This is a genomic window from Pseudazoarcus sp. NS36, from assembly GCF_059703705.1.
Map to the genome: position 1 here is coordinate 139,569 of NZ_BAAKJA010000002.1, position 23,433 is coordinate 163,001.

The following is a 23,433-nucleotide window of genomic DNA, read 5'->3' on the forward strand; positions in this document are numbered from 1 at the left end:
AAAAGGCCGCCTCACGGGGCGGCCTTTTGATGCGACGCGAATGCCGCTTACAACGCGTCCTCGTCAGTCTCACCTGTGCGGATACGCACCACCTGCTCGACCGACGTCACGAAAATCTTGCCGTCACCGATCTTGCCGGTGCGCGCGGCCTTGATGATCGCTTCGATGGTGGCCTCGACAAGACTGTCCGACAGCACCACCTCAACCTTGATCTTGGGCAGGAAATCGACCACGTATTCGGCGCCACGATACAGCTCGGTGTGACCCTTCTGCCGACCAAAGCCCTTCACCTCGGTCACCGTAAGGCCATTTACGCCGATTTCGGCCAAGGCCTCGCGCACCTCGTCGAGCTTGAACGGTTTGACGATGGCTTCGATCTTCTTCATTCCTGTCTCCTGAATTTATGCTCCTGCGAGCGATGTTTCAGTACTCGTCGCGGTAGCGCGATGTTATCGGATAACGCCAGTCCCTGCCGAATCCGCGCCGCGTGATGCGGATGCCGACCGGAGCCTGACGACGTTTGTATTCATTGCGTTTGAGCAGACCGACGACACGTCGCACGTCGGCCTCGGCAAAGCCGCGCCCAATCAGCTCGCGCGGCGACTCGTCGCGCTCCATGTAGGCCTCCACGATGGCGTCGAGCACCTCATAGGGCGGCAGCGAATCCTGGTCCACCTGATCGGGCTTCAACTCGGCCGAAGGCGGACGCACGATGATGTTCACGGGGATGACCTCGCCGCGCGTATTGCGCCAGTTCGACAGGCGGTACACGAAACACTTGTACAGGTCCTTCAGCACCGCAAAGCCCCCGGCCATGTCGCCATACAGCGTGGCGTAGCCGGTGGCCATCTCGCTCTTGTTACCGGTGGTCAGCACGATGGCGCCGGTCTTGTTCGACAGCGCCATCAGAATGTTGCCGCGGATGCGACTCTGCAGGTTCTCTTCGGTGGCGTCCTCGGCCAGCCCGCGGAACTGTCCGGCGAGCATGTCGTGATACACCCGCATGGCCGGCTCGATGGCGATCTCGTCGTAACGCACGCCCAGCCGCCGCACCATCTCTCGCGAATCGTCCAGGCTCATCTGTGCGGTGTAGGGCGACGGCAACATCACCGCACGCACTTTGTCGGCCCCCAGCGCATCGACCGCCACCGCCAGCGTCAGCGCCGAATCGATGCCACCCGACAGGCCGATGATGGCACCCGGAAAACCGTTCTTGCCGATGTAGTCACGCACGCCGGTGATCAGCGCCGCGTACACCTCCTCTTCCGGTGAAGGCTCCGCCACGGCGGGCAGGTCATGCACCCAGCCTGCCCCGTCGAAACGCAGCACGCTCAGCGCCTCGTCGAACGACGGCCCGCGCCAGGCCAGCGCACCGTCTGCATCCAGCGCAAAGGATGCGCCATCGAACACCAATTCGTCCTGCCCGCCCACGCTGTTGCAATACAACACCGGCAAGCCTGTCTCGGCGACCCGCGCACGCAGGGTCTCCAGTCGCATCGCGCGTTTGTCGAGGTGAAAGGGCGAGGCATTCAGGCCCAGCAGCAGTTCGGCACCGGCCGCACGCGCCGCCTGCACTGGCCCCGGTTCCCACAGGTCCTCGCAGATCGCCAGACCGATGCGCAGACCATCCAGCTCGAACACGCACGCCTGTGACCCGGCCGAGAAATAGCGCTGCTCGTCAAAGACCGAATAGTTCGGCAGCAATTGCTTGAGATAGGTGGTCTCCACCTGCCCGTTGCGGATGACCGAAGCCGCGTTGTAGCAACGCCCGTCACGCATGTGAGGATGGCCCAGCACCAGCACTACGTCCGTGACGCCCTCCGCGATACGCGCAAGCTCACGTTCACAGGCACGGTGAAAATCCGGGCGCAGCAGCAAATCCTCCGGCGGATAGCCGGACAGGGCCAATTCGGGCGTGAGCAACAGCCGCGCGCCATCCGCGCGGGCCTGTGCGAGGGCATCAATAATCCGCTCCGCATTGGCGGAAACGTCGCCAACCACCAGGTTGAACTGGGCGACGGCAAAGGCATGCGATTTCATCATGGGCGCAACTATACCGGCTTCGCCCGCAGCACAGAATGTACCCGCAGGGCTCAGCCAGCTACACTTGCGCCAAGGCCCTCCGCGACAGATGCCGTCAGCAAGTGTTCGCTTACACTTTCACGACTACACCGGCGTCGGCGGGGGACCTAGAATCCGCCAACGGTTCCCGGAGCAGACACGATGTCCCGCACACCCCTCTTCCCTGCCCTCATCGGTGCTGCGGTTTTCGCAGTCAGCACCACCCCCGCCTTTGCCTCAAAACCTGATTCGCAGAAACGACAGCTCGAGTTCGAGCTGGGCAGTGGCAGCTATCAGTGCGAGTTCGGCCAACGTGTCGACGTGCAGCGCGGCGCGCGCGAGCAAGGATCGATGCAGATCGGCTGGCAGGGGAAGCGCTACAATCTGGCGCGAGACCCGTCCGAGTCGGGCCTGCCACGCTACGAGGATCGCCGGAACGGCCTGGTCTGGATCGACCTGCCGTGGAAGGGTGTTCTGCTCGACGGACGCACCAACAAGCCGCTTGCAAACGAGTGCAAGACCGTCTGACACGAGCCCGCGCAGAGTCCCCTCGGCCCGCCTCACGGCGGGCTTTTTTATTGCCGGCCCACGGCAAGATGCCCGTCAGGTCGCGCGCCAAGTGTCTGCGTGGCGCCAGGATGATCTTGATTAACGGATGAACATGACTGCTTCGCTGACCGCCCGCATCGTTCCGCACATCGCCGAAGTCGACGCCGCCGTGTGGGACGAACTGGGTGACGGCGCCTGCTGTGTCTCGCACGCCATGTTGTCGGCGCTGGAAGACAGCGGCTCGGTTGGCGAAGGTACCGGATGGCACCCGCAGCACCTCGTGCTGGAGAACGACACCACGCTGGTCGCCGCCATGCCGCTGTACGAAAAACTGCATTCGTATGGCGAGTACGTGTTTGACTGGGCCTGGGCCGATGCCTACCAGCGTCACGGGCTGGCCTATTACCCCAAGTGGCTCTCGGCCATCCCCTTCACGCCCGTGCCGGGTCCGCGCCTGCTCACCCGGGATGCAGCCTATCTGGCCCCGATGGCCCAGGCCGCACAACTGCTCGCGGCTGAATCCGGCCTGTCCTCGATCCACGTACTGCTGCCCTCAGAGACGGAGGCGCAGGCACTGGCTGGAGCTGGCTTCATGCTGCGCAGCGGGGTCCAGTTTCATTGGCACAACCGCGGCTACGGTGATTTCGAGGAATTTCTCTCCAGCCTCAACCACGCCAAGCGCAAGAAGATTCGCCAGGAACGCCGGCGCGCGGCCGAACATGGACTGGAATATGTGTGGCTGGACGGATACACGGCGAGCGAGGCCGACTGGGCGTTCTTCCACCGTTGCTACGCAACGACCTATGCGATGCACCGTTCCACGCCGTATCTGACGCCGGACTTTTTTGCGATGCTGGCCCAGCGCATGCCGGACAAGGTGCGCCTGTTGCTGGCCAGACGCGCCGGACAGCCGGTCGCCGGTGCCTTTTTCCTGCACGACCGGCACGCACTGTACGGGCGTTACTGGGGGGCCAGCGAGGCCTTGCCCTTTCTGCACTTCGAACTGTGCTACTACCGCGCCATCGAATACTGCGTCGCACAAGGCATCCCGCGCTTCGAGGGCGGCGCCCAGGGCGAACACAAGCTGTCACGGGGACTGGAGCCGGTGGTCACGCGCTCGGCACACTGGCTGCGCGATGAACGCTTCGCAGACGCGGTAGACCGCTTTCTGGCGCGAGAGACCGAGGGGATCGGGTTCTATCTGGATGAGCTGTCGGAGCGCTCACCGTTCAGGCTCGACAAAAGCTGAGCCGCTCAGGCTGCAGCGTCAAAACCGGCGTCGGTGATGGCCTGACGCAAGTCCTCGACGGTAATCCGGGCCGGGTCGAACTCGACGCGGGCTTCAGCCTCTTCGAGATGAACCTCGGCCTCGAAGACGCCGGGCAAGGCCTTCAGCACCCCGGTCACATTGCGCACACAACCGCCACAGCTCATCCCGTCTACGCGAATCGTCACTTCACTCATGCCCTGACTCCTGCGTTTGCCTGACATTGCACCGCACAAAAATGCGGCGTCAGCATATCACGCCACTCCACAGCTGCCCGCCCAGATGCGGCGCATGGTAGAGCCCGAATACGCCAAAGCCGAGCACCAGCAGACCGGCTGCAAGGCGCACACGGGTATTGCGGGTGAGATCGCGAAAGCGCTTGAACAACATGCCGGCAAGCATCAGGTTGGGCAAGGTTCCCAGACCGAAGGCCAGCATCAGCCCGGCGCCGCGACCGGCCGAGCCGGTGACCAGCGCCGTTGTCAGCACGCTGTACACAAGTCCACAGGGCAGAAAACCCCACAACAAACCCAGCGGCAGCGCGCGCCCCACCGTGCGTGCCGGCAGAAAGCGCGCGGTGAAAGGCTGGACACGTCGCCAGATCACACCTCCCGCGCGCTCAAGCGGCTTGAGCAACTGCGTGATACCGGTCAGATAGAGCCCGAGCAGGATCAGCATGATGTTGGCCGCCACGTACAAGCCAAGCTGCACCGGCAACACATCGCCGAACAGCATCCCTGCACTGCCGATGGCACCGGCCAGGCCGCCCAGAGCGGTATAGGTGCTGATGCGCCCGAGGTTGTAGGCAAGATGGATGGGCCACTGACGCGCAGACTTCCCCGGCATCTGTACCGACAGCGCGCCGACGATGCCGCCGCACATGGCAACACAATGCGTACCGCCGAGCAGGCCGATCAGGAAGACCGCGATGTAACCGGTTTCAGGCATGAAAATAGGAGGGAACAACGATGCAAGGCGCGAGTATACCCGCCGGCGTCGCGCCGGGCCGGACTCAGATCACGCGGGAGTAACGTTTGCGTTCCCGGTCAGCACGCAGATAGCGATCGAACACCATGGCGATGACGCGCACCAGCATGCGGCCGGCGGGCTGAACGGCAATCCAGCCGTCGCTGATCTCGAGCAAGCCGGCCGCCTGCATTTCGCGCAAATCGGCCAGCTCTTCAGCAAAGTATTCGTCGAAGCGGATCAGGTGCGCGATCTCGATGGACTCGATCGAGAGTTCAAAATGGCACATCAGCGCCTGGATGATGGCGCGGCGCAGCACATCGTCGGCAGACAGCTCGATACCGCGCATCACCGGCAGCTCGTCACGATCCAGCGCGTCGTAGTAGTCGTCGATGACCTTGTGGTTCTGGGCGTAGACCGGACCGATGCTGGCGATGGCCGAAACGCCGAAGGCCAGCAGATCGCACTCGGACTGTGTCGAATAGCCCTGGAAGTTGCGGTGCAGACGGCCCTGGCGCTGCGCCACGGCGAGTTCATCGTCGGGCCGCGCGAAGTGATCCATGCCGATATAGACGTAGCCCGCCTCGGTCAGCCGCCGGATGGCCAGTTGCAGGATCTGCAGTTTGCCGTCGGGATCGGGCAGTAGCGCGGCGTCGATACGCCGCTGCGGCTTGAAGGTGGCCGGCAGGTGAGCGTAGCTGTAGAGCGAAATGCGATCCGGTGCCAGTTCGATGACCTGTTTCAGCGTGCGGTTGAAGCGGATCACGTTCTGCTTCGGCAGGCCGTAGATCAGGTCGATGCTGACCGAGCGGAAACCCGTGGCGCGCGCGGCGTCGAGCACCAGGCGCGTCTCTTCGTAGCTCTGGATGCGATTGACGGCCTTCTGCACATCGGGATCAAAGTCCTGCACGCCGAGGCTCATGCGGTTGAAGCCCAGCTCGGCGAGCAGCGCGACGGTCTCGAAATCAACCTTGCGCGGGTCGACTTCGATCGAATACTCCCCACCCGGCTTGAGCGTGAAGTGCTTGCGTACCGACTCCATCAGTCCGCGCATTTCGTCATGCGACAGAAAAGTCGGCGTACCGCCGCCCAGGTGCAGTTGCGTGACCTCGCGGCTGCCCTCGATATGGGCCGCCTGCAGTGCAATTTCCTTGGCGAGATACTTGAGGTACCTGCCCGAGCGGCCGTGGTCCTTGGTGATGATCTTGTTGCAGCCGCAGTAGTAGCAGATGGTGTTGCAGAACGGGATATGAAAATACAGCGAGAGCGGACGCACCACCCCACCCACGCTGCGCTTGTGCAGCCACTGCTCCAGCCCCTGCGCGTCGAAGGCTTCAACAAAGCGATCGGCCGTAGGGTAGGATGTGTACCGTGGTCCGCTGACGTCGAAGCGACGGATCAGATCGGGATCGAAGACGACCGGCTGGTGGATATCCATGGGAGTAGTTTCCTGCATGGTTTCCACGATCCCGGATTCCGGCCCGGACCGCTTTGACGTGTATCAAACGCATGCGCGAATGGCGCTGCATGTCTATGGAGTGGCCACACGCAGTGACCAAAGCGACGGTTCCAATCAGCGCCCCCGCCATGCGCGCTGCCTGCTCACAGTGCAATCTCCATGAGTTGTGTCTTCCGGTCGGCATGTCCGCCGAGGAGATCGAGCGGCTCGACAACCTGGTCGGCGCACGCCGCAAGATCCGCAAGGGCCAGCACCTCTACCGTTCGGGCGACGCCTTCGACGCGATCTACGCCATCCGCGTCGGCTGGTTCAAGACCGACGTGCTGCTGGAGGACGGCCGCGAACAGGTCACCGGCTTCCAGATGACGGGCGAGATGCTCGGACTGGACGGCATCAGCACCGAAACCCATAGCTGCAACGCGGTCGCACTCGAAGACAGCGAGGTGTGCGTACTTCCGTACAGCCAGCTCGAAGAACTGTCCCGCGAGGTCGAAGGGCTGCAGCATCAGTTCCACAAGGTCATGAGCCGCGAGATCGTGCGCGACCACGGCGTGATGATGCTGCTCGGCTCGATGCGGGCGGAAGAGCGGCTGGCCGCCTTTCTGATGAATCTGTCGCAACGCTTCAATGCGCGCGGCTTTTCTCCGGCCGAGTTCAACCTGCGCATGACCCGCGACGAGATCGGCTCCTACCTCGGGCTCAAACTCGAAACCGTGTCGCGCGCCTTCTCGCGCTTCCAGGACGAAGGGTTGATCACGGTGCAGCAGAAGCACATCCGCATCATCGATCAAGCCGGCTTGCGCCGCCTCATCCAGCTGTCCGGCAGTCGCTAGCGCCTCGCGCTCATTCGAGCGGCTCCACCACACCAGGCTCCGCCACCCGCACCGTCCACCCCAGACGCTGACGCATCGCATCGCCCAGTGCCTGCGCAGCGTTGCTCTCGCCGTGCACGACAAAGGCCTTGCGGGGGGCCCGCTCAAAGCCCCCCATCCACGCCAGCAGGGATGGCTGGTCGGCATGCGCCGACAGCCCGCCGATGGTATGCACCGATGCACGCACCGGCACCCGTTCGCCAAACAGGCTCACGGATCGAGCCCCATCGACCAGGCGACGCCCCAGCGTACCGCCTGCCTGAAAGCCGCAGATCACCACGCTGCATTCGGGGCGCGGGAGATTGTGGGCGAGATGGTGCTTGATGCGCCCCGCCTCACACATGCCACTGGCCGAAATGATGACCAGGCCGCGCTTGCGCGCATTGAGCGCAATCGACTCCTCCACGTCGGACACGAAACGGATGGCGAAACGCTCGGGGTGAGCCAGCGCCCAGTCGCGCAGACGGAGTGTCTCGGCATCCCACAGGGCGTCATGCTCGAGCGTGACCTCGGTCACCGCAGAGGCCATCGGAGAATCAACGACGACCTCCAGCCGCGACACCCGCCCTCGCCGCACCAGATCGGCGAGCATGTAGATGACCTCTTGCGTGCGACCGACTGCAAAGGCCGGAATGACCACGTTGCCGCCGCGACGCTCCAGCGTGTCCTGCAGGACGTGCACCAGTTCGTCTTCCGTCTGCGGCAGCGAACGGTGGGCCCGATCTCCGTAGGTGGATTCAACGACCAGATAGTCGGCATGCTTCACGGGTGCCGGATCGCGCAAGACCGGACGCGCATGCATGCCCAGGTCGCCGGAGAATACGATGCGCCGCGTGCCACCCGCGCACGACAGGTCGACCTCGATAATGGCTGAACCCAGAATGTGGCCAGCTTCACGAAAACGCACGTCAACGCCGTCCATGGGCGAAAACGGCGTTTCGTACGGATGCGCCCGCAAGTGGCCGAGACTCGCACGCGCCTGCTCTACGGTATATAGCGGCGCGGCATTTGACAGACTGCGCCGGTTGCGCGACCGCGAGCGCCGGTTGGCCCACTCGGTCTCCTTCTCCTGAATATGGCCGGCATCAAGCAACATGATGCCGAGCAGATCAGCTGTAGCCTCGGTCACATACACCGGGCCACGCCAACCCAGCGCGACCAGCCTGGGCAGCAGGCCCGCATGATCAAGATGGGCATGAGTGAGCAGAACAAAATCGATGCTCTTGAGGCTGAAATCCAGCGCGCGCAAGTTCTTCAGCCCGGCATTGCGACCGCCCTGGAACATGCCGCAATCGACGAGAAAACATCCGCCGTCCCAGGTCACTCTGGCGCACGAACCGGTCACTTCGCCGGCCGCACCGTGAAATTCGATCTGCATCAAGGCCTCCGGGGACATTGCCTGCCGCAAGAGCTGGCGGGGCATGGCTATAATGCCATCATCCCAATCCGGTATTGGAGTTGCGCCATGTTCCAGCACATTCTCGTCCCGACGGACGGATCCGAACTCTCGCAGACAACGGTCGAAAAGGCCGTACGCTTTGCCGCCGAGATCAGCGCCCGCATCACTTTCTATTATGCCCAGCCTGATTTCCCGATGCCGATCTACGGGGAAGGCGCGCTGATCGACCCGACCACACCGGAGCAATTCGCCCAGTCGGCGTCCGCCGAGGCCAAGCTCATTCTGGATCGGGCCGAGGCATCCGCAAAGGCCGCCGGCGTCTCGGCGGATACGGATTCGGGGGTGTGCGAGGTACCATACGAGGGCATCATCGAGGCCGCAGAGCGCCACGAGTGCGACCTGATCTTCATGGCTTCGCACGGGCGCAAAGGCTTGGCCGGACTGCTACTGGGCAGCGAGACCCAGAAAGTGCTCTCGCACAGCAAGATTCCGGTGTTGATCTATCGCTGAAACAAAAAACGGCCCGAAACGGGCCGTTTTCTTATCCGTGGACGTGGTGATGTGGGTGCAGACCAGCCTCCATCCGACGCGATTTCGGTGTACCTGAGGCGCGCGGCTTGCGCGTCGGAACCGACTTAGGCGGATCTGCGCTCACCGGCTTGCCGACCAGATACAGCGTCAACAGACTGGAAGCGGCGCACAAGGCCCAGAAACCGAAGAAGCCGATCGAATAGGTAGCGATCGGCGAGAACTCGACGATTTCCCCGAACAGATACAACTCACGCGGATTGACCAGCGTGAAGAACAGCGTCACCGCAACACCGGCGACCAGAAACGAAGGCCACAGCACCAGGATCCATCTGATCATTTGCGATTCCTCCTCGCACGACCGGACTCCTACGCCCGCGCTGCCCGCTCTGGAGGCCGGCATGCGCAAACTCCGCCACTTCGGGATTCAGTATGTGCCTGAAGTGACGAAGAATCAAACGCCGTACGGGAGGATGCGAACCTGCGTTTCATCGGGGATGCGCACATCTCCATGCAGCCGCCACGCACGCTCCGGGTCCTCGATCTGGACGTGCCAGCGTCCCAGCGACATCGGCGCAATCGGCCCGGCATACTGCCCATCCACGCGCGAGAGACGCAGCACCTGATCAAAGCCCGCGCGCGTGGGATGGATGATCGTGACGATCAGTTCGGACGGCAGTTCAACGCCGTCGTTGGCGTCGAGCGCGATGCGGATATCCTCCGCACGGACGCCGACGTTCGCAGCCAGCCCCTGATCCGCCGCCACCACCGAACGGGCGATGGTCTGGTCGATCGCGCGGCCCTGACGGTAATAGTCATCCACCACCAGACCATCATTGGTCGTGATGGCGAAGTACAGCAGCATGCTGCCAAGCATGATCGAGATGCCCGGCATCACCATCAGCAGCCAGGGCCAGCGCTGCTTGTACCAGGGAGTCGGGTCGTAGCCAGGGTCCGTACGGGTGTTCATCTGCTCATCCTGATCATTGCGGCATGATGAAGGTGGTCTGCTCACGTACCTTCAAGTCTTCCGCGGTCACTTCAAAAACAATCTCATGCACGCCCGGTGGAACCGCATCATAGGGCACACGTACATTGACCGAGACCGACTCGATTCCGGCCGACGGCAGCAACGCCAGCGTCGAGCCGACAAGCTGCGCACCTTCAATACCGCTTACATCGACGAGCACTTCGCGCGGAAGTTCGGTCATGTTCATGATCTGCAGACGGTAGACGTTCTCGATCATGCCGCCTTCGACCTCGCGCGCCAGCGCCGCGCGGTCGCGGATGATGTCTACCCGCATGTCCGGGCGCAGCACCAGCGCAGCCAGGGTCGCCGAACAGATCACGACCAGCAAGGCCGCATACACCAGAATGCGCGGGCGCAGGATATGCGCAATGATGTCCTTGCGCGTCCAGTGCTGTTTGACGGCGTTTTCCGTGGAATACCGGATCAGGCCGCGCTCGTAGCCCATACGATCCATGACGTCGTCACAGCCGTCGATACAGGCACCACAGCCGATGCACTCGTATTGCAGGCCGTCGCGGATGTCGATGCCGGTCGGACAGACCTGCACACAGATGTTGCAGTCGACGCAATCGCCCTTGCCGATGCTCTTCGGATCAACGCCCTTCTTGCGCGAACCGCGCGGGTCTCCGCGCTCACTGTCGTAGGTCACGACCAGCGTATCCGGGTCGAACATCACCCCCTGAAAACGCGCATAGGGGCACATGTAAAAGCACACTTGCTCGCGCAGGACGCCGGCGAAGATGTAGGTAAAGGCTGCGTAGAACAGGGTCCAGAACAGCACCCAGCCGCCAACATCGAACGCGGCGAAGGATTCGATGAGCCCGTCCAGCGGTGTGAAGTAGGCGACGAAAGTGAAGCCGGTCCACAAGGCAACGACCGCCCACACCGCGTACTTCGCGGTGCGCAGCATGGCCTTGCGAGGGCTCATCGGCGCTTCATGAAGCTTGCGGCGCGCGACGTGATCGCCCTCGATCTTCTCCTCGATCCACATGAAGATCTCGGTGTACACCGTCTGCGGACAGGTGTAACCACACCACAGGCGACCGGCAATTGCCGTGAAGAAGAACAGGCCGAAGGCCGAGATGATGAGCAGGATCGCCAGATAGATGACGTCCTGGGGCCAGAACACCCAGCTGAAGATGTAGAACTTGCGTTCGGCCAGATTGAACAAAACGGCCTGCCGCTCGTTCCATTCGAGCCAGGGCAAGCCGTAGTAGAGAATCTGCGTGAACCAGACGAAGAACCAGCGCCAGTTGGCAAAGCTGCCTTTCACCGAGCGCATGTGGATCTTTTTGCGTGATGCGTACAGTGAGTCGCTTTCTTCCTGTTGCGCCTTGCTGCCTTTCGCCATGGTCTTCCGTTCCGGATGTTGCAGAAATCCGCCCGGCCGAAGCCGGGCGGACGAGACAACCGTTACTGCTTGGGCTTGTTCGACAGGCCCCACACGTAGCTGGCCAGCAGATGCACCTTGTCTTCACCCAGGAAGTCACCAAAGCCCGGCATGCGGTTCTGGCGGCCGTTGTTGATGGTGTACACGATCATCGCCTCGCTCGAACCCCACAACCAGGTGTTGTCGGTGAGGTTGGGCGCGCCCAATGCCGGGTTGCCCTTGGCTTCCAGACCGTGGCACGCCGCGCAGTTGGCCGCAAAGACATCCACACCACGCTGGGCGCGCAGCGAGTCATGCGCAAGGCCATTGAGCGAGCGAACATAGTGCGCCACATCGCGGGTGCCTTCCGGGCCGATCGCCGCACCCAGTGCCGGCATCACGCCCAGACGGCCGTTGGTGATGGTGGCCTTGATGTTCTCGGGCTCGCCGCCATACAGCCAGACCGTGTCGCTCAGGCGCGGGAAGCCGCTTGAACCACCGGCATCCGAGCCGTGGCACTGGGCACAATAGGTCTGGAACAGACGACCGCCCATGGCCTTGGCTTCCGGATCGGCCGCCACGGCAGCCACATCCATCTCACGGTACTTGGCGTAGATCGGACCATAACGCTCGTCGGCCAGCCCCACCTCGGTGTCGTACTGTCCGGTCGAAGTCCAGCCCAGCGCGCCCTTGACGTTACCGAAACCCGGATACAGCGCCAGATACACCACTGCAAAAATCAGCGTGATCCAGAACAGGTACAGCCACCAGCGCGGCAGCGGGTTGTTGTACTCGGCGATGTCCTCGTCCCACACGTGACCGTGCAGCTCGACCGGACCCGGTTCGGGTTTCTTGTTGTTCGACATCAGCACGAACAGACAGAACAGCAGACTGAGGGCCACCAGCACCATGACCCACAGATTCCAGAAGCCGCTCACGAAGTCAGCCATGTTGTTTTCCTTGCGTCAGATGCCCGTCATCGCGCGCGACGGGCATGTCGTCATCTTCGGTAAAGGGGAGCATGGCCGCTTCATCGAAGCCCTTGCGGGCGTGCCGGCTATAGGCCCAGAAACAGATTCCGAGGAAGCAGGCAAAACCGACCACGGTCACGATGATCCTCAAGATATTGACGTCCATGCTCACCCCCGGATCACTTGAAGTTGGACAGCGCGGTGCCCAGACCCTGCAGGTAGGCAATCAGCACCTGCATCTCGGTCTTGCCTTCCAGCGCAGCCTTGGCCCCGGCGATGTCCTCGTCGGAGTACGGGTGGCCCAGCGTGCGCAGCGCGACCATCTTCTTGTCGATGCTGCTGGCGTCGACCGGACGATTCAGCCACGGGAAGGCCGGCATGTTCGACTCCGGCACGACCGCACGCGGATTGGTCAGGTGAACACGGTGCCATTCGTCGGAATAGCGACCACCGACACGCGCCAGATCCGGCCCGGTACGCTTGGAGCCCCACAGGAACGGGCGGTCGTAGATGAACTCACCCGCGACCGAGTAGTGGCCATAGCGCTCGGTTTCGGCGCGGAACGGACGGATCATCTGCGAGTGGCAGTTCGAGCAGCCTTCGCGGATATAGATGTCACGACCAGCCAGACGCACTGCGTCGTACGGCTTGATGTCGAGCGGGTTGCCCGACTTGTCGATCGGCTTGGTCAGCGAGTGCTGGAAGAACAGCGGGACGATTTCCACCAGCCCGCCGACGCTCACCGTCAGCAGCGTCAGCACAATCATCAGACCGACGCTGCGTTCGATAAGCTCATGCTTGATTTTGCGCATCTCTCACGACTCCTCAGTGCGCAGCAGCCGGGGCGAGCACCGGCGCTTCGTAGGTCTTCTGGCCCGAAATGGTCTTGATCACGTTGTAGAGCATGATGAACATGCCCGACAGGAACAGGATTCCGCCCACCAGACGGATGTTCCAGAACGGATAGCTGGCCTTCACGCCCTCGATGAAGGAGTAGGTCAGCGTGCCGTCGGAGTTGACCGCGCGCCACATCAGACCCTGCGTGACACCGGCAATCCACATCGACGCGATGTACAGCACGATGCCGATGGTCGCGATCCAGAAGTGTGTGTTGATCAGCGACACCGAGTACATCTCGGTCTTGCCGTACATGCGCGGGATCAGGTAGTAGATCGAGCCGATCGAGATCATCGCCACCCAGCCCAGTGCGCCGGAGTGAACGTGACCGATGGTCCAGTCGGTGTAGTGCGACAGCGCATTGACCGTTTTGATGGCCATCATCGGGCCTTCGAAGGTCGACATGCCGTAGAACGACAGCGACACGATCAGGAACTTCAGGATCGGGTCGGTGCGCAGTTTGTGCCAGGCACCCGACAGCGTCATGATGCCGTTGATCATGCCGCCCCAGCTCGGTGCGAGCAGGATCAGCGAGAACACCATGCCCAGCGACTGGGTCCAGTCGGGCAGCGCGGTGTAATGCAGGTGGTGCGGGCCCGCCCACATATAGGTGAAGATCAGCGCCCAGAAGTGCACCACCGACAGGCGGTAGGAATACACCGGACGACCAGCCTGCTTAGGCACGAAGTAATACATCATCCCGAGGAAGCCGGCGGTCAGGAAGAAGCCGACCGCGTTATGGCCGTACCACCACTGAACCATCGCGTCCTGCGCGCCGGCATAGGCCGAGTACGACTTCCAGAACGTCACCGGGATCGCAGCGCTGTTGACGATGTGCAGCAGCGCCACGGTCAGGATGAAGCCACCGAAGAACCAGTTCGCCACGTAGATGTGCGAGACCTTGCGCTTGGCGATGGTGCCAAAGAAGACGATGGCGTACGAGATCCACACGACGGCGATCAGGATGTCGATCGGCCATTCCAGCTCGGCGTATTCCTTGCTCGACGTGAAGCCCATCGGCAGCGTGATGGCAGCCAGCACGATGACGGCCTGCCAGCCCCAGAACGTGAACGCGGCCAGCTTCGGCGCGAACAGCGGGGTGTGACAGGTTCGCTGGACAACGTAGTACGAGGTCGCAAACAGTGCGCAGCCACCGAACGCGAAGATCACCGCGTTGGTATGCAGCGGGCGCAAACGCCCAAAGTGGAACCATTCACCGAGTTCGCTCAGATTGAGCGCCGGCCAAGCCAGCTGGGCAGCGATGAAGACCCCCAGCGACATGCCGACGATGCCCCAGATGACCGTCATCAGGGCGAACTGGCGAACGACTTTGTAGTGGTAAGTCGTCTGCGATTGCACTTGGATTACTCCTCTTGTTTACCGGATTCCATCACCAGCGGCTTGCAGCCATGCGCGCCGGCACGAACATACGCCAAAGCGCCTGACCGGATTTGACTCCGATCAAGCGCCAGTGAAATCAATAGTTCTGAATGTAGGTCATGGCCTGCGTTCTTGCCCCGGAGGGCACTACGACAAAAAAACGGGGTGCGCGTGAGCGCACCCCCAACCCCAACAGAGAGACTTGCAATCCATGGCAACGAGGGCGCTGCTGGCGCCGTTCGATCACCATGGGGGCAGTATGTCATCGTGCCCCTGGGGCTGGTTTGATCTGGATCAACCGGGCTCGCCGTTGCCGGATTTCGAGGATTCTTCCTCTCGTCTGGCGCGCGCCTCCAGTTCTTCCTGTTCTCGCGGGGGGTCTGGATCATCGACGAGAATCCGGAAACCCGGACCCTCGAGGTCGTCAAACTGGCCACTTCGCAAAGATCGAAAGAATACCACGCCGATCACGAAGACGAGAATGACCGAAAGCGGAATCAACAGGTACAGACCAAAATCCATGTCAGGCTCCAGTGGCCGGTCGGCGCTGCAGGCGCAAGGCATTGAGCACGACCAGCAGCGAACTCAGGGCCATGCCGAGACCCGCCATCCAAGGCGTGATGAACCCCGCCATGGCCAGCGGAACCGAGGTGAAATTATAGGCAAATGACCACCACAGGTTCTCACGCACGATGCGCATGGTGCGCCGGGCATGCGTGATCGCCGCAGACAGGCCGGACAGGCTGTTTGACAGCAGCACCAGATCGCCCTGATTGCGCGCCAGATCCGTGCCGCCGCCCATGGCTACCGAGACCTGCGCCTGCGCCAGCACCGGTGCATCATTCACGCCGTCTCCCACCATCGCCACCAGCGCATCGGGCTGCGCCTGCCAGTCACGCACGAAAGCCTGTTTCTGCTCGGGCGTTGCTCCGGCGCGGGTTTCGGCAATGTCCAGATGCGCCGCCACCGCCTTGACGGCCGCCTCGCCATCGCCGCTGACCAGCGCCATCGGCACGCCTTCGGCGGCCAGACGGCGGATCAGCACCGGCGCATCCTCGCGCGGCGTGTCGGCCAGCCGAAAGAGCGCCAGCCAGCCTTCTGCCGAGCCCAGTGCGACGACGGTCGCTCCACCGGAATCCATCGACAGCTGCGGTACTGCAGCCCCCACCAGCGCAGCAACAAAATCGGGACGGCCAAGACGCAACAGGCGGCCGTCGATGCGCCCTTCAACGCCCTGCCCCGTCACCGCCCTCGAACCCTCGACTTGCGGCAAATCCGCCGCGTCGCTCGCCCGACGCAACGCGGCCGCAATGGCGTGTTCGGAACCCTGCTCAAGCGCTGCCGCCAGACGGCGCACGCCTGCTTCGTCGCCTGCGAAGACGTCGACCGCCTCAACACGCATTTCGCCATGGGTCAGCGTACCGGTCTTGTCGAAGACGAAACGGTTGGCCTTGGCCAGGGCCTCGATGGCATGCCCGCGCGTGACCAGGATGCCCATGCGCGCCAGCGCATCGGTGGACACTGTCAGCGCGGTCGGCGTGGCCAGCGACAAGGCGCAGGGACACGCCACCACCAGCACCGACACGAAAATCCACAGCGCACGATCGGGGTCGATGAAGTGCCAGATCACCCAGGTCAGCGCCGACGCCACCAGCAGGGCCGCAATGAAGTAGCGCGCCACGCGGTCAGCGTGCGTGGCAACCGCCGGTCGCTCCTGGGCGGCACGATCGATCAGGCGCCGGATGGCTGCCAGCCGGGTGGCTTCGCCCACACGTACGACCTCGATCACCAAAGGGCTGGTGATATTGATGCTGCCGCCAATGACTTCGGCGCCCACGGCTTTCGTCACCGGGTGGCTCTCCCCGGTCAGCAGCGCCTCGTTGGCCGAGCTCGCCCCCTCATGCACCACACCATCGACCGGAATCACTTCCCCGGGGCGCACGCGCACGCGCTCGCCGGCTACCAGCTGCGATACCGGCACGCGCTCGGCGCTGCCGTCGGCGGCAAGCCGCTCGGCAAAGGACGGCAATACCTTGCCGAGCTCCTCGACACCACGCACCGCCTTCTGCCGCGCCAGCATTTCTACATAGCGCCCGCACAGCAGCAGGAAGACAAACATCGTGACCGAATCGAAGTACACGTCCGGCCCGTCCACCAGCGTGGCCCACACGCTGGCCAGAAAGGCACTGCCGACACCCAGCGCCACCGGCACATCCATGCCCAGGGAGCGCAGCCGGATGTCGCGCCAGGCACGGCGGAAGAAAGGTGCTGCGGAATAGAACACCACCGGCAGGGTGAGCACCAGGCTGGCCCAGCGCATCAACACCTCGGCGCCGTGCGACAGGTCGTCGCCCGAGGCGATCCACGCCGGATAGGCGTACATCATCACCTGCATCATGCCGAAACCGGCCACGAAGACGCGCCACAGCATCGAGCGCCGCTCGCGGTGCGCGACCTGCTCCAGCCGCTCGGCGTCATACGGATAGGCGCGATAACCGATGGACTGGATCGCGCCGAGAATGGCCGAGAGCTGCGTCACCCGCGTATCCCAGCGCACGCGCGCACGACGCGTGGCGTAATTGACCTCGACCAGCGACACGCCGGGCAAGGTCTTGACGTGACGCTCGTTGAGCCACACGCAGGCGGCGCAGGTGATGCCTTCGAGAATCAGCGCCGCCTCGCGCTCATGCTCGCCCACCGGCTTGACGAAGTCGGCCTGAAAATCGGGATGATCGAACAGGCCGAGGTCCTGCAGCTCGGACGGCATGGCCTCGCGCACCGGCTCGGGCATGGCGTCGCGATGACGGTAGTAATCCGTCAGGCCGCTGGCAACAATGGCACCGGCCACCGCCTCACAACCGCCACAGCACATGCGGCGATCGGCCTCGTCGATACGCACCCAGTGCGCGCTCGATGGCGGCACCGGCAGGCCGCAGTGATAGCAGGATTCGTCGGGTGTGGCGGAACTGGCCGGTGAAGCTTCGGAAGTCATTCAGGCAGGCGCTGCGGCGGCCGCCCCGGCGCAGGGCGCACCGGATCGCGGGCAGAGCGTCTATTTAACACGATCCCCGCCTCGACCGCCTTGCGCAGGATCAAGGGTGCAGGGTTTAGTCAGCGCGAACGGCGCGCACGCTCCTGCAATTCGGAGAGCGAAACCAGCAGGTCACTGAAGCGCTCGCCCTGCACCGTGACGTGATCACGCAGCAGCTGCGCCGCGCGATCACCATCACCGGCCACAATGGCCGCGGTAATGCCGCCATGCTCGTCGAACGAGGCCTTGACGCGGTCACGCACATGCAGCTGCATGCGGCGATAGGGACGCAGGCGGCGCTGCAGCTGGCGCGCCTGCTCGATCAGGAACTGGTTGTGGCTGGCCGCGTAGATGGCGTGATGGAAGCGCTCGTTGAGGTAGAAGTAGGCATTCGGATCCCCCCCGTCGAGTGCCGCCTGACTGGCCTCGTGTGCCGCCACCAGCTCCTCGCGATCGGCCGACGTGATGCGCCGGGCGGCCAGTCGCGCGCACATGGCTTCAAGCTCGGCCATGACCTCGAACATCTCGCACAGCCGCTGCGGCGACACTTCCACGACGACCGCACCACGGCGCGGCCGCATCTCGACCAGACCTTCGGAGTCGAGCTGGATCAGCGCCTCGCGAATCGGCGTGCGCGACACGCCGAACTCTTCGGCAAGTTCGCTTTCATCAAGGCGCATTCCCGGACCATACTCACCGGTAGCGATGCGTTCCTCGATCGTCTCGCGCAGATACTCCGAGCGGCGCGTCGCCACCGGTGGGGATTCCGGACGGTTCATCGTGCGAGCTTCCTCATCCGCGGCTGATTCCGCGTCAATTTGAATCAGCTTCATGTTAGGTTATTCTCGTATACAAGAAAGCAGTTTTGGAATACAAATCTGCACCAACGCATGCCCTCGGGGGTACGGTCGCCCCGCCGAAGCGACCGAAGCGGATGCTACCAGCATGCGCTGCGTAACAACGGCACCACAAGAAACAAGAATTTTTATATGGAGACAACCGCCATGACCCGGAAACTTCCGTCCGTCCGCAGGAACTTCCTGCGTTCCGCTCTGACCGTAGCCGCCGCCGTCACCCTGGGTGCCGGCATCGTCGGTCAGGCCAGCGCCCAGCAGACCCTTCGCCTGTCCCACCAGTGGTCGACCAACGACATCCGCCACAAGGTCGCACAGATCGTTGCGGACGAGGTCGAGAAGGCCAACGTCGGCCTTGCCATCCAGATCTTCCCGAGCCAGGCGCTGTTCAAGGCCAACGACCAGTGGGGCGCGATGACCTCGGGCCGTCTGGACATGACCGTTCTGCCGCTGTCCTACGCCGGTGGCCGTCACCCCGAATTCAACCTCACGCTGATGCCCGGCCTGGTCAAGAACCACGCGCACGCCGGCCGCATCAACGAATCCCCCTTCATGGGCAAGATCGAGGAAATCGCCAACAAGGCCGGCGCCGTCACGGTCGTCAAGGGCTGGCTGGCCGGTGGCTTCGCCTCCAAGAAGAACTGCATCGTCGAACCGGACGACGTCAAGGGCCAGCAGATGCGCGCAGCCGGCAAGGCCTTCGAGCAGATGCTCGCCGGCGCCGGTGCGTCGATCGCGTCGATGCCCAGCTCCGAGGTCTACACCGGCATGCAGACCGGCGTGCTGGACGCGGTGAACACCAGCTCGTCGAGCTTCGTGTCGTTCCGCCTCTACGAGCAGGTCAAGTGCTACACCCCGGCCGCCGAATACGCGCTGTGGTTCATGTATCAGCCGGTGATGATGTCCAAGCGTGCCTATGACGGTCTGAACGACGCGCAGAAAGCCGCCGTGGCTGCCGGTGCCAAGAAGGCCGAGGCCTACTACGCTGAAGAAGCCGCCAAGGAAGACGCCGCTTCGGTCGAGGTCTTCAAGAAGGCCGGTGTCGAAATCGCACTGATGAACGCCGAGCAGTTCGGCAAGTGGCGCAAGCTCGCCGAGGCGACTTCCTACAAGGCCTTCAACGAGCAGGTGAAAGGCGGCCAGGAGCTGCTGGACATGGCTCTGTCGGTCGAGTAATCCCCATCGGGCCGGCGCCATCAGGCGCCGGCCTTTTTACGTCTCACGCCCCAGAACCGGAGCACGAAGATGCTTCAATATGTCCGTGCCGTGCATGCGCTCTCGCGCCTCTGCGGCGTCACCGCCGCGATGATGATCCTCGCGTCGGTATTCATCGTCTGCCAGCTCGTCTTCATGCGCTATGTGCTCAATGAATCGACGGTGTGGCAGACCGAAATCGTCACCTATCTGATGATCGGCGCGACCATGCTGGGCATGCCTTACGTCCAGCTGCTGCGCGGCCACATCAACGTGGACCTGCTGCCGCTGTATCTGCAGAAGACCCCGCGAAAACTGTTGTTCGTGATCTGCGTGCTGGTACAGATCGTCGCCTGCTCGATCATCGCCTTCTACTCCGCCGAACTGCTCCTGCAGGCCTGGGACGGCGGCTGGCGTTCGTCGTCGGTCTTCGGCACACCCCTGTGGATTCCCTATCTCGCGATGCCGCTGGGCTTTGGCCTGACGGTGCTGCAATACACCGCTGACCTGATGATGACCACCCGCGTCGACGACCCCTTCCTGCCGGCCAGCCACCAGCCGCTCACGCCGACCACCGAGGGAGAACGCTGATGGATCCGCTTCTGCTCGCCCTCTTCGTACTGATCGCCACCATCGCGGTGCTGTTCTCCGGCGTCTCGGTCGGCTTCGGTCTGATGATCGTGTCGACCCTGTTCATCCTCTGGCAGGACGGCATCTTCGGCCTGGCCGTGATCCCCGAAGTCATCTTCGGCAAGCTCGACAGCTTCGCGCTGCTGTCCATCCCGATGTTCATCCTGATGGGTGCGGCGGTGGCTTCTTCGCGCGCCGGCGGCGACCTGTACGAACTGCTCAGCCGCTGGCTCACCCGCGTACCGGGCGGCCTGGTGGTGTCCAACCTCGGCGCCTGCGCACTGTTCTCGGCGATGTCCGGCTCCTCGCCGGCCACCTGCGCCGCGATCGGCAAGATGGGCATTCCCGAGATGGTCAAGCGTGGCTACCCGAAAGGCGTTGCTGCGGGTTCGATTGCTGCCGGCGGCACGCTGGGCATCCTGATTCCGCCCAGCGTCACGATGATCGTCTACGGCATCTCGACCGAGACCTCCATCGGCCGGCTGTTCATTGCCGGCATCCTGCCGGGCCTGATGCTCACCGCGCTGTTCATGTCGTGGGCGATCTACTCGACGTGGCGCCAGACCGACGGCGTGATCGTCTCCAACATCAAGTACACGCTGAAGGAACGCCTTGAGCTGATGCCCAAGATCGTGCCCTTCCTGCTGATCATCGTGTTCGTGCTGTGGGCGCTGTACGGCGGCGTGGCCACTCCGTCCGAAGCGGCCGCGGTCGGCGCGCTGGCCTGCCTGGTGCTGGCCATCGTGGTCTACAAGATGTGGAAGCCGACCGTGCTGTGGCATGTGCTCCGCGACTGCACCAAGGAATCGGTGATGATCATGGTCATCATCGGCGCCTCGGGCCTGTTCAGCTTCATGCTGTCCAGCCTGTACATCACGCAGAGTCTGGCGCAGTGGATCATCGACATGAACCTCAACCCGTGGACGCTGATGTTGATGATCAACATCTTCCTGCTGGGTGCCGGTTTCTTCCTGCCGCCGGTAGCGGTCATCCTGATGGCCGCGCCGATCCTGCTGCCGATCGTCATCGCAGCCGGCTTTGATCCGTACTGGTTCGCCGTGGTGCTGACCATCAACATGGAAATCGGCCTGATCACGCCACCGGTCGGCCTGAACCTGTTCGTGATCAACGGCATCGCGCCTGACATCAAGCTGCAGACCATCCTGTGGGGTTCGCTGCCCTACGTCGGCTGCATGGTGCTCGCCATCGTGCTGCTGTGCATCTTCCCGGGCATCGCCACCTGGCTGCCGACCTTCCTGATGGGCCCGGCCGTCTGAAGCCCAATCCGCACCCGGCCCCGGCCGGGTGCGCAACGGAGAATTGTCCATGAACGCCACCGATCACCGCCTTCCGGGCAACCGGCGAGCCGAGCGCAAGTCGCGCGCGGCAAAGCTGGCGCGCGGACGACGGGTCGAGGCGGCTGACGCCATCGCGCTGCTCGAAGCGGTGATCGAATGCGGCGACCGCATCTGCGTCGAAGGCAACAACCAGAAACAGGCTGACTTCCTGGCCCGCTCGCTGGCTGCAGTCGATCCCCAGGCCGTGCACGACCTGCATCTGGTGCAGTCGGTCATCGCCCTGCCCGACCACATCGCGCTGTTCGAGCGCGGCATCGCGAAGGAGGTGGATTTCTCCTTCTCCGGCCCGCAGGCCACGCGACTGGCGCAACTGGTGTCGGAGGGCCGCATCCGCGTCAACGCCATCCACACCTATCTGGAGCTGTTCGCGCGCTACTTCGTCGATCTGACACCGAACGTGGCGTTGATTGCCGCCGAAGCGGCCGATCGTGACGGCAACCTCTACACCGGCCCGAACACCGAAGACACCCCCGCCATCGTCGAGGCCACCGCCTTCCGCGGCGGCATCGTGATCGCACAGGTCAACGAGATCCGCGACACCCTGCCGCGCGTCGACATCCCGGCTGACTGGGTCGATTACGTCGTTGAAGCACCCACGCCCTATTACATCGAACCGCTGTTCACACGCGATCCGGCGCAGATCTCCGAGATCCAGGTGCTGATGGCGATGATGGTCATCAAGGGCATCTATGCGCGCTACGGCGTCACGCGGCTCAACCACGGTATCGGCTTCGACACTGCCGCCGTCGAACTGCTGCTGCCGACCTACGCCGAGTCGCTCGGACTGAAAGGCAAGATCTGCACGCACTGGGCGCTCAACCCGCACCCGGCGCTGATCCCGGCCATCGAGGCCGGCTTCGTGCACTCGGTGCACAGCTTCGGCTCGGAGCTGGGCATGCAGGACTACATCGCCTCGCGACCGGACGTGTTCTTCACCGGTGCCGACGGCTCGATGCGCTCCAACCGCGCCTTCTGCCAGGCCGCCGGTCATTACGCCTGCGACCTCTTCATCGGCTCGACCCTGCAGATCGACCTGCAGGGCAACAGCTCGACCGCTACCAAAGGCCGCATCGCCGGCTTCGGCGGCGCGCCGAACATGGGCGCAGACGCCCGCGGCCGACGCCACGAGAGCGAAGCCTGGGTCAAGGCCGGCGAGGAAGCACGCCAGGGCCGCAACGAAATGCCGCGCGGCCGCAAGCTGGTGGTGCAGATGGTCGAGACCTTCCGCGAGCACATGGCACCGGCCTTCGTCGAGCGCCTGGACGCCTGGGATCTGGCCGAAGACATGGGGCTGTCCAACCCGCCGGTGATGATCTTCGGTGACGACGTCACCCACATCGTCACCGAAGAGGGCATTGCCAACCTGCTGCTGTGCCGCGATGCCAGCGAGCGCGAGCAGGCCATTCGCGGGGTGGCCGGCTACACGCCGGTGGGTCTCGCCCGCGACCGGACCAAGGTGGCGGAGCTGCGTCAGCGCGGCATCATCCAGCGCCCCGAAGATCTGGGCATCGCACGTCGCGACGCCACGCGCGACCTGCTGGCCGCACGCTCGATCAAGGATCTGGTACGCGCCTCCGGCGGGCTGTACGACCCGCCCAGCCGTTTCCGCAACTGGTGA

General features: G+C 63.4%; 24 protein-coding genes. 8 read left to right on the forward strand and 16 right to left on the reverse strand.

Annotation, left to right across the window (positions count from 1 at the left end):
- Positions 1 to 47: 47 nt before the first annotated feature.
- Positions 48 to 386, reverse strand: coding sequence for a P-II family nitrogen regulator (locus AC6H0R_RS03745; RefSeq protein WP_497579999.1), 339 nt, complete (start codon positions 384 to 386; stop codon positions 48 to 50).
- A 37-nt stretch (positions 387 to 423) separates the two neighbouring features.
- Positions 424 to 2,043: an NAD+ synthase gene (locus tag AC6H0R_RS03750; protein WP_497580000.1), complete on the reverse strand. Its 1,620-nt coding sequence runs from the start codon at positions 2,041 to 2,043 to the stop codon at positions 424 to 426.
- 180 nt (positions 2,044 to 2,223) lie between these two features.
- Here AC6H0R_RS03750 and AC6H0R_RS03755 point away from each other — a divergent pair, with 180 nt between their 5' ends.
- Both AC6H0R_RS03755 and AC6H0R_RS03760 read left to right on the forward strand, forming a co-directional pair.
- Positions 2,224 to 2,589, forward strand: a complete 366-nt coding sequence (locus AC6H0R_RS03755; protein WP_497580001.1) for an MliC family protein — start codon at positions 2,224 to 2,226, stop codon at positions 2,587 to 2,589.
- A 133-nt stretch (positions 2,590 to 2,722) separates the two neighbouring features.
- A complete protein-coding gene (locus AC6H0R_RS03760; RefSeq protein ID WP_497580002.1) occupies positions 2,723 to 3,859 on the forward strand; it encodes a GNAT family N-acetyltransferase in 1,137 nt (378 codons plus the stop codon).
- 5 nt (positions 3,860 to 3,864) lie between these two features.
- Here the strand turns inward: AC6H0R_RS03760 and AC6H0R_RS03765 are convergent, their stop codons facing one another.
- From AC6H0R_RS03765 to hemN, 3 genes are all read right to left on the reverse strand, one after another.
- Positions 3,865 to 4,074 (reverse strand): heavy-metal-associated domain-containing protein, encoded by a 210-nt coding sequence (locus tag AC6H0R_RS03765; RefSeq protein WP_497580003.1) that lies wholly within the window; start codon positions 4,072 to 4,074, stop codon positions 3,865 to 3,867.
- A 49-nt stretch (positions 4,075 to 4,123) separates the two neighbouring features.
- Positions 4,124 to 4,825, reverse strand: coding sequence for a sulfite exporter TauE/SafE family protein (locus AC6H0R_RS03770; RefSeq protein WP_497580004.1), 702 nt, complete (start codon positions 4,823 to 4,825; stop codon positions 4,124 to 4,126).
- A gap of 64 nt (positions 4,826 to 4,889) precedes the next feature.
- The gene (gene hemN, locus AC6H0R_RS03775; protein WP_497580005.1) at positions 4,890 to 6,281 is read right to left on the reverse strand and encodes an oxygen-independent coproporphyrinogen III oxidase; all 1,392 of its coding nucleotides are present in this window, start codon (positions 6,279 to 6,281) and stop codon (positions 4,890 to 4,892) included.
- Between the two features lie 149 nt (positions 6,282 to 6,430).
- Between hemN and fnr the strand changes: the two genes are divergently transcribed.
- The gene (gene fnr, locus AC6H0R_RS03780; RefSeq protein ID WP_497580006.1) at positions 6,431 to 7,135 is read left to right on the forward strand and encodes a fumarate/nitrate reduction transcriptional regulator Fnr; all 705 of its coding nucleotides are present in this window, start codon (positions 6,431 to 6,433) and stop codon (positions 7,133 to 7,135) included.
- 10 nt (positions 7,136 to 7,145) lie between these two features.
- On the opposite strand, the gene AC6H0R_RS03785 is transcribed toward fnr, so the two are convergent.
- A complete protein-coding gene (locus tag AC6H0R_RS03785) occupies positions 7,146 to 8,552 on the reverse strand; it encodes an MBL fold metallo-hydrolase RNA specificity domain-containing protein (RefSeq protein WP_497580007.1) in 1,407 nt (468 codons plus the stop codon).
- A gap of 87 nt (positions 8,553 to 8,639) precedes the next feature.
- On the opposite strand from AC6H0R_RS03785, the gene AC6H0R_RS03790 reads away from it, so the two are divergent.
- Positions 8,640 to 9,083: a universal stress protein gene (locus tag AC6H0R_RS03790; RefSeq protein ID WP_497580008.1), complete on the forward strand. Its 444-nt coding sequence runs from the start codon at positions 8,640 to 8,642 to the stop codon at positions 9,081 to 9,083.
- A 31-nt stretch (positions 9,084 to 9,114) separates the two neighbouring features.
- Here AC6H0R_RS03790 and AC6H0R_RS03795 read toward each other — a convergent pair whose 3' ends face one another.
- The 10 genes from AC6H0R_RS03795 to AC6H0R_RS03840 all read right to left on the reverse strand — a co-directional run bounded on the left by AC6H0R_RS03795 (position 9,115) and on the right by AC6H0R_RS03840 (position 18,612).
- The gene (locus AC6H0R_RS03795) at positions 9,115 to 9,441 is read right to left on the reverse strand and encodes a hypothetical protein (protein WP_497580009.1); all 327 of its coding nucleotides are present in this window, start codon (positions 9,439 to 9,441) and stop codon (positions 9,115 to 9,117) included.
- A gap of 114 nt (positions 9,442 to 9,555) precedes the next feature.
- The gene (locus tag AC6H0R_RS03800; protein ID WP_497580010.1) at positions 9,556 to 10,071 is read right to left on the reverse strand and encodes a FixH family protein; all 516 of its coding nucleotides are present in this window, start codon (positions 10,069 to 10,071) and stop codon (positions 9,556 to 9,558) included.
- 13 nt (positions 10,072 to 10,084) lie between these two features.
- Positions 10,085 to 11,482 carry a cytochrome c oxidase accessory protein CcoG gene (ccoG, locus tag AC6H0R_RS03805; protein WP_497580011.1) on the reverse strand — a complete coding sequence of 466 codons (1,398 nt, stop codon included), beginning with the start codon at positions 11,480 to 11,482 and terminating at the stop codon, positions 10,085 to 10,087.
- A gap of 62 nt (positions 11,483 to 11,544) precedes the next feature.
- Complete coding sequence (ccoP, locus tag AC6H0R_RS03810; protein ID WP_497580012.1) at positions 11,545 to 12,450, reverse strand: cytochrome-c oxidase, cbb3-type subunit III; 906 nt, start codon at positions 12,448 to 12,450, stop codon at positions 11,545 to 11,547.
- Positions 12,443 to 12,637 carry a cbb3-type cytochrome oxidase subunit 3 gene (locus AC6H0R_RS03815; protein WP_497580013.1) on the reverse strand — a complete coding sequence of 65 codons (195 nt, stop codon included), beginning with the start codon at positions 12,635 to 12,637 and terminating at the stop codon, positions 12,443 to 12,445. The genes ccoP and AC6H0R_RS03815 overlap by 8 nt, the downstream gene beginning before the upstream one ends.
- Before the next feature lie 13 nt (positions 12,638 to 12,650).
- Entirely contained in the window at positions 12,651 to 13,283 is a 633-nt protein-coding gene (gene ccoO / locus AC6H0R_RS03820; protein ID WP_497580014.1) for a cytochrome-c oxidase, cbb3-type subunit II, read from the reverse strand.
- Between the two features lie 13 nt (positions 13,284 to 13,296).
- The gene (gene ccoN, locus AC6H0R_RS03825; RefSeq protein WP_497580015.1) at positions 13,297 to 14,727 is read right to left on the reverse strand and encodes a cytochrome-c oxidase, cbb3-type subunit I; all 1,431 of its coding nucleotides are present in this window, start codon (positions 14,725 to 14,727) and stop codon (positions 13,297 to 13,299) included.
- A gap of 315 nt (positions 14,728 to 15,042) precedes the next feature.
- Entirely contained in the window at positions 15,043 to 15,270 is a 228-nt protein-coding gene (ccoS, locus tag AC6H0R_RS03830) for a cbb3-type cytochrome oxidase assembly protein CcoS (protein ID WP_497580016.1), read from the reverse strand.
- Position 15,271: 1 nt separating this feature from the next.
- The gene (locus AC6H0R_RS03835; RefSeq protein WP_497580017.1) at positions 15,272 to 17,740 is read right to left on the reverse strand and encodes a heavy metal translocating P-type ATPase; all 2,469 of its coding nucleotides are present in this window, start codon (positions 17,738 to 17,740) and stop codon (positions 15,272 to 15,274) included.
- A 119-nt stretch (positions 17,741 to 17,859) separates the two neighbouring features.
- Positions 17,860 to 18,612 (reverse strand): GntR family transcriptional regulator, encoded by a 753-nt coding sequence (locus tag AC6H0R_RS03840; RefSeq protein ID WP_497580018.1) that lies wholly within the window; start codon positions 18,610 to 18,612, stop codon positions 17,860 to 17,862.
- Positions 18,613 to 18,783: 171 nt separating this feature from the next.
- Here AC6H0R_RS03840 and dctP point away from each other — a divergent pair, with 171 nt between their 5' ends.
- The 4 genes from dctP to mdcA all read left to right on the forward strand — a co-directional run bounded on the left by dctP (position 18,784) and on the right by mdcA (position 23,433).
- Positions 18,784 to 19,809: a TRAP transporter substrate-binding protein DctP gene (gene dctP, locus AC6H0R_RS03845; RefSeq protein ID WP_497580019.1), complete on the forward strand. Its 1,026-nt coding sequence runs from the start codon at positions 18,784 to 18,786 to the stop codon at positions 19,807 to 19,809.
- A gap of 69 nt (positions 19,810 to 19,878) precedes the next feature.
- Positions 19,879 to 20,418: a TRAP transporter small permease subunit gene (locus AC6H0R_RS03850; protein WP_497580020.1), complete on the forward strand. Its 540-nt coding sequence runs from the start codon at positions 19,879 to 19,881 to the stop codon at positions 20,416 to 20,418.
- Positions 20,418 to 21,734 carry a TRAP transporter large permease gene (locus AC6H0R_RS03855; protein ID WP_497580021.1) on the forward strand — a complete coding sequence of 439 codons (1,317 nt, stop codon included), beginning with the start codon at positions 20,418 to 20,420 and terminating at the stop codon, positions 21,732 to 21,734. The genes AC6H0R_RS03850 and AC6H0R_RS03855 overlap by 1 nt, the downstream gene beginning before the upstream one ends.
- A gap of 49 nt (positions 21,735 to 21,783) precedes the next feature.
- A complete protein-coding gene (gene mdcA, locus AC6H0R_RS03860; RefSeq protein WP_497580022.1) occupies positions 21,784 to 23,433 on the forward strand; it encodes a malonate decarboxylase subunit alpha in 1,650 nt (549 codons plus the stop codon).